The 6,455-nt window shown below is 35.2% G+C and carries 7 protein-coding genes; 1 reads left to right on the top strand and 6 read right to left on the bottom strand.

Annotation, left to right across the window (positions count from 1 at the left end):
- The coding region (locus RMN97_RS10940) for an aminoacyl-histidine dipeptidase (protein WP_309614557.1) at positions 1–1,434 on the bottom strand (1,434 nt) is incomplete at its 3' end.
- Between the two features lie 178 nt (positions 1,435–1,612).
- On the opposite strand from RMN97_RS10940, the gene RMN97_RS10935 reads away from it, so the two are divergent.
- Positions 1,613–2,677 (top strand): DUF3810 domain-containing protein, encoded by a 1,065-nt coding sequence (locus RMN97_RS10935; protein ID WP_309614556.1) that lies wholly within the window; start codon positions 1,613–1,615, stop codon positions 2,675–2,677.
- Positions 2,678–2,772: 95 nt separating this feature from the next.
- Here RMN97_RS10935 and RMN97_RS10930 read toward each other — a convergent pair whose 3' ends face one another.
- From RMN97_RS10930 to RMN97_RS10910, 5 genes are all read right to left on the bottom strand, one after another.
- Positions 2,773–3,315 carry a Smr/MutS family protein gene (locus tag RMN97_RS10930; protein ID WP_309614559.1) on the bottom strand — a complete coding sequence of 181 codons (543 nt, stop codon included), beginning with the start codon at positions 3,313–3,315 and terminating at the stop codon, positions 2,773–2,775.
- The gene (locus RMN97_RS10925) at positions 3,305–3,493 is read right to left on the bottom strand and encodes a hypothetical protein (protein ID WP_309614555.1); all 189 of its coding nucleotides are present in this window, start codon (positions 3,491–3,493) and stop codon (positions 3,305–3,307) included. Before RMN97_RS10925 ends, RMN97_RS10930 begins: the two co-directional genes overlap by 11 nt.
- Before the next feature lie 62 nt (positions 3,494–3,555).
- Positions 3,556–4,017, bottom strand: coding sequence for a hypothetical protein (locus RMN97_RS10920; protein WP_309614554.1), 462 nt, complete (start codon positions 4,015–4,017; stop codon positions 3,556–3,558).
- Positions 4,018–4,172: 155 nt separating this feature from the next.
- Positions 4,173–5,453 (bottom strand): ornithine--oxo-acid transaminase, encoded by a 1,281-nt coding sequence (gene rocD / locus RMN97_RS10915; RefSeq protein ID WP_309614553.1) that lies wholly within the window; start codon positions 5,451–5,453, stop codon positions 4,173–4,175.
- Between the two features lie 268 nt (positions 5,454–5,721).
- Positions 5,722–6,429, bottom strand: coding sequence for a DUF1003 domain-containing protein (locus RMN97_RS10910; protein ID WP_309614552.1), 708 nt, complete (start codon positions 6,427–6,429; stop codon positions 5,722–5,724).
- Between the last annotated feature and the right edge of the window lie 26 nt (positions 6,430–6,455).

The raw sequence follows: 6,455 nt of genomic DNA, 5'->3' as shown, positions 1-6,455 counted from the left end.
CTCCAAATAAAACTTCCAGAATTTCTGTGATGATGTAATCGAAGCTCTTTCATCCGGACTATGTGCACCGTGAATGGTTGGTCCAAAAGAAATCATGTCCATTCCAGGATAATTGGTTCCCAAAATTCCACACTCTAATCCGGCGTGACAGGCTACTACTTTAGGTTTATCGTTATTTTGTTTTTCGTAAATGTTCACCAATAAATCTAATATTTCAGACTTTACATTTGGTGTCCAACCCGGATAGCTTCCGCCAAAATCCACTTCGCAACCAAACAATTCATAAGCCGAACGCAACGCATTCGCCAAATCAAACTTGGAACTTTCTACTGATGAACGCGTTAAGTTTTGAATAGAAATAGAACCGTCTTTAACCACAACTTTAGAAATATTATTGGATGTTTCAACCAAGTCAGCCATATCAGCACTCATTCGGTAAACGCCATTGTGAGCGGCATAAATAGAGCGAAGTAATCCTTCCTGAACGCCTAAATCCATAACTTGTTTAGGCAAATCACTCTTAACAATTTCGATCTCCAGCTTTGGTTCCGTAGTTTTGAATTCAAATTTGATATCATTGATGATTTCCTGCATGTCAAATACAAAAGCTTCATCATACATTCCAGCCACAATAACTTTTGCCACGCTTTCACGCGGAATCGCATTACGTAAACTACCACCGGCAATTTCAGAAATCTGCAATCCAAAGTTCTCAAATCCATCAAACAATAAACGGTTCATAATTTTGTTGGCATTCCCCAAACCTTTATGAATATCCATTCCTGAGTGTCCGCCATTCAAGCCTTTAACCGTAATCGTGTAACCCACAGAACCTTCCGGAGTTTCTTCAGGATTGTAACTTCTGGTTGCCGTAACGTCTACTCCACCCGCACAACCAATATCAATTTCATCGTCTTCTTCGGTATCTAAATTCAAAAGGATTTCTCCTTTTAGGATTCCACCTTTTAAGTTTAAAGCACCAGTCATTCCGGTTTCTTCATCAATAGTAAACAGTGCATCAATGGCAGGATGCGGAATATCCTTGCTTTCCAGAATTGCCATGATGGCGGCAACTCCTAAACCGTTATCAGCACCAAGCGTAGTTCCGCGTGCGCGAACCCAATCGCCATCAACATACATATCAATTCCTTGAGTATCGAAGTCAAAATTGGTGTCGTTATTCTTTTGGTGCACCATATCCAAATGCCCTTGCAGTACAATTGTTTTACGGTTTTCCATTCCTGCAGTTGCGGGTTTGCGTATGATAACGTTTCGAATTTCGTCTTCAAAAGTTTCTAATCCTAAACTGTTCCCGAAAGCTTTCATGAATTCGATTACTCTTCCTTCTTTCTTTGACGGACGAGGCACCGCATTCAAATCGGCGAATTTATTCCAAAGTACTTTTGGTTCAAGGTTTCTAATTTCTTTGCTCATTATTTTTTAAGTTGCTAATTTACTAAGTTACTAAGTGTCTAAGTTGCTGAGTTTTTATCCGCTTTATTTCTCAGTAACTTAGTTACTCAGTGACTCAGCGACTCGGATGCCAAAGTTACAAAGTTAAATTGCTTTCTAAATTGATATTGTGATTATATTTACATTTTAAATCCGCAATGTGAAACGCAAATATATACTTCCTCTTTTTCTGTTATTTCAAATCATTATCCTGAAGATACTGGTGTTTTTTCCTGAAATGGTTGAACGTTTTTACAGCAACGGATTATATGTTTTTACTTCAAGATTGGAACGTACTATTCTAGGCTGGATTCCATTATCATTTGGAGATATTATGTATGGATTTCTAATTGTTTACTTGCTTTTTTCTATTTGGAAAATTAGAAAAACTTGGAGAAAACAGTGGAAAGGCAATCTTTTAAAAGTCTTGAGTGGCTTCTCAATTTTTTATTTCATATTTCATCTGCTATGGGCATTGAATTATTATCGCATACCACTTTTTGAGAAAATGAATATCCAAAGAGAATATTCCAACGAAGATTTATATGTATTTACGGAAAAGCTGATTGCAAAAACCAACGAAGTACAATTAGCTATTACACACAACAAAAATCAAAAAGTAAGCAATCCGTATTCGCACGATAGCATTTTTAAAATTACGCAAAATGGTTATGATAATTTAGCCAAACAATATCCTTTCTTTAGATATGAAATCCCGAGCAGAAAGAAATCGCTTTTTAGTTTGCCCTTGACTTATATGGGCTTTGGCGGTTATTTGAATCCATTTACCAATGAATCTCAGGTGAATTACAAGTTACCCATGTACAGTTTTCCGAATGTTATTTGCCACGAAATGGCACATCAAATTGGTTTTGCCAGCGAAAGTGAATGCAACTTTATTGGCTTTATGGCTTGCATTAAAAATGATGATTTATACTTTCAATATGCTGCCTATACTGTGGCACTGCGCTATTGTTTGGAAAATGTGATTATGAAAGATGAAGAAAAATTCAAAGCGTTCAGTCCAACAATCAATCCCGGAATTATTGAAAACTTTAAAGAAACTGAGCTTTTTTGGGAGCAATATGACACCTTTATTGACAAAGGATTTCACGCTTTTTATGACCAATTCCTAAAAGCAAACCAACAAAAAGACGGCTTAGAAAGTTATAGCAAGTTTGTCGATTTATTGATTAATTATTATAAAGGAAAGGAACTAAAATAAAATACGAGGTAAGAAATACGAAGTCAAAGTAACGTTACTTTTGCTTTCTATTTTCTGCCTTCAATTTGTACCTCCCACTTTGTACTTCGTACTTTTTACTTTACATTCTGCTTAAAGTAAACTTCCGTTGCGCCTAGTCCATACTTTAGATAATTAGCATCTTGAAAAATAATATTATCATATCGTCCTAACAAGAAATCGAGATCAGATTTCAGAACGCCTTCACCAACACCATGAATAAAAACAATCTTCGGAATGCGATTTCGAATGGCGAATTCAATATGGCGTTTGGCCGTTTCCATCTGTAATGTTAGGATATCATAGTTGTTCATGCCTTTATAACTCTTGACCAACTTTTCGATATGCAAATCAAACTCTGGTGGCGGAATTTCTTTTTTGTTTTTTTTTTCTTTATTGATGTAATTAGGTTTTGCTACTTCTTTTTCGCTAATCACCTGACTTTTATTAAAGCTAAAATTCATAGCATTGCTACTTCCAATCTTAATTAACTCGCTGGTATTGAATGTCAGATTAAAACCGTCTGTGGTTTCAATAGTAACATCAGAACCACTGACTTCAACCACAACACCGTCAATTGCATCATCTAAAACCGAAACTTTATCACCTTTATTCAGCATCATCTTGTTGGTTTTCTTCTTGATTTTTACTAGGGGTTTTGGCGCTTAATCTCATAATACCATACATAAATATCACGATAGCAATACATAAAATATAAACATTAGGTTTCTCCTTTGATTGCTCATACAAAGCAACAATAATGGCCACAAGTGTAAAAGGCAGTACTAGTTTTTTCATAAGTCAAAAATAAAAAAAAACCAGCCACAATAGCTGGTTTTAAAAAGTATATTTTATTAAAATTACATTCCGGCACTTGCCATTTTGGCTGCGAAAATAATTACTCCAATTATAATAAAAATGTATAATGAAATAACAACAATTGCTGTAATGCCTAAAAATTTATGGTGCGATTTTAAATTTACTAAAGCATCCGAAAGCACATCGCTATTACTGGATTCTAATGCTCTTTTTGTTCCGGTTGCATATTTGAATAAATAATATATCGGGAAGAAATACAAAGCAGCAATTACAATGTACATAATGCCAAAATAGGCTTTAATCGCTCCTAAAGGACCCATAGCACTCCCAAGTTCTGGATTGTCGGGCATTGCCGACATGGCAACCGACATAAATAAGCCGGCGATAATCATAAAAGCAATTCCGATAAATCCGAGAATTGATAAAAACATACACCATTTTGCACTTTCTCTTAAGGCGGCTACTGCTTGATCATTTAATACTAAATTGTTTTGGTTTTCCATAAATAATAATTTTGGTTGGTTATAAATTGGTTTTGGTTTTATTTTATACGAGCTAAAGCTCGTGTACCTGAAGCCCACTGGGATTTTATTCCGCTATCGCTCCATACAGTTCGGCCTTCGGACTTGAGTCTCCTCTTAATAGCAAAGGTTGTTGATTACTTTTCAAATTGCTTTAACGTCTTGATGATAATTGAAACACAATCTAATAATTGCTCCTCATTCATAACCAATGGCGGCGCAAAACGGATGATGTTTCCATGAGTTGGTTTGGCTAATAATCCGTTATCACGTAAAGCCATGCAGATATTCCATGCGGTATCGCTTTCTTCAGTATCATTGATTACAACTGCGTTTAATAATCCTTTTCCACGAACTAAGGTTGCAATGTTTGATGTTTTTACAAACTCACTTATTTTTTCTCGGAATATTTTACCCAAACGACGTGCGTTTTGAATTAAATTTTCATCATTAACAACATCTAAAGCTGCCATTGCAACCGCGCCAGCAATAGGATTTCCTCCAAAAGTAGAACCGTGTTGTCCCGGTTTAATTACATTCATAATCGCATCATTTGCCAAAACGGCCGAAACTGGATACGCTCCACCAGAAATGGCTTTTCCTAAAATTAAAATGTCTGGAGTTACATAAGTTGCTTGTTTTTCACACTTATTTTCACAGTTGCAATTACCACAAACCGCCAATATTGAACCTGTACGTGCGATTCCCGTTTGTACTTCATCAGCAATGAATAACACATTGTTAGCTTCACATAAAGCTTTGGCTTTCGCCAAATAATCTTCACTTGGTACATACACTCCAGCTTCACCTTGGATCGGTTCCACCAAGAAACCTGCTATGTTTTTAGTAGATGTTATTGCTTTTTCTAAAGCGTCTAAATCATCGTAAGCTATTTTTATAAATCCTGCCGTGTAAGGTCCAAAGTTTTTACGTGCATTTTCATCATTAGAAAACGAAATAATAGTCGTAGTTCTTCCGTGGAAGTTACCATCACACACAATGATTTGCGCTTCGTTTTCGTGGATACCTTTCTTTTCGTAAGCCCATTTTCTACACAATTTCAAAGCAGTTTCAACAGCTTCAGCACCAGTATTCATTGGCAATACTTTATCAAAACCAAAATATTTAGTGATGTATTCTTCGTAAACACCTAGTTTATCATTGTAAAAAGCTCTGGATGTTAGCGTCAAAGTCTGCGCTTGTTCTATCATAGCACCCACAATTTTTGGATGACAATGACCTTGATTTACGGCAGAATAAGCCGAAAGAAAATCGTAATATTTTTTACCTTCAACATCCCAAACATACACGCCTTCTCCTCTACTCAAAACTACTGGTAATGGATGGTAATTGTGCGCACCATACTTGTTTTCTAAAGCAATTGCTTCAGCTGAACTCATTTTTTCTAAAACTGACATATTTTTTTCTTTTTAACCCAAACTCGTCATGGGTTTTATAAAATATCAACCTGTCTGCCGACAAGCAAGATTCCTTCTTTTGGAGAGAAATCATCCATAGTTGAGCAAAAGTACAAAAAAGGGTAACTGTTTTGTTAAATTCCAAAATTTAAAAAAACCAAATTCCAAATAAAACTCAAATTCGAAACTTCAAATAATAACGCTATTTTGAAATTTGCATTTTGTTTTTTGGAGTTTACTTGGAATTTAGAATTTCAAAATTTGGTACTTACTTTTTATTCTCAATCCTATTCAAAATATCGGTCATCATTTCAATTTGCACCTTCTGCATTTCTATTAATTCTTGTTGCTGATGCATAATTAAATGATCTAGTTTATCATCTAACATTCGTATTTCTAATTCTGATTTTAGGTTTATCATATAATCTTTCTTGGCGCGTTCTCGATCTTTTTCTTCCTGACGGTTTTGACTCATCATGATTATCGGCGCTTGCAATGATGCCAAACAAGACAAAATTAAATTCAACAGAATAAACGGATACGGATCAAAACCTTTGTTCAATAGCAGAAAAGCGTTAGCGCCAATCCAAACCAAAATAACCACAAAAAACCAAATAATAAAGGTCCAGCTGCCGCCAAAATCTGCTACATTATCAGCTAATCTTTGACCAAAAGTTCTATTGTCCGGTTCGTCTTCCACTTTGCTGACCAATGAATTGTCATCTGTTAATGATTTAATTACGTTTTTGTGTAAATCATTTAACTGTCCAACTTCCGATTTTAAAAACTTTGAAATATATTTTTCTCTATAGATATTTAATTCTCCTATAGTTATCTCTTTTGACATATCTAAATTGGGATGGTCTTCTTTAATCAAATCGAGAATTGGAACGCGGATGCTTTTACAAGAAACTTTATCTGTTTCGGGAGCTTCTACACCAGAAATGGCACTTTTGAATGTGTCTTTTGAACTCATATCTATCTAATTTTATTGCTAATTTA

The organism is Flavobacterium sp., from assembly GCF_031381455.1.
In the GTDB taxonomy this organism is placed as follows: Bacteria; Bacteroidota; Bacteroidia; order Flavobacteriales; family Flavobacteriaceae; genus Flavobacterium.
The sequence above is the reverse complement of the archived record's forward strand: the minus strand, read 5'-3'. Positions and strand labels throughout refer to the sequence as shown.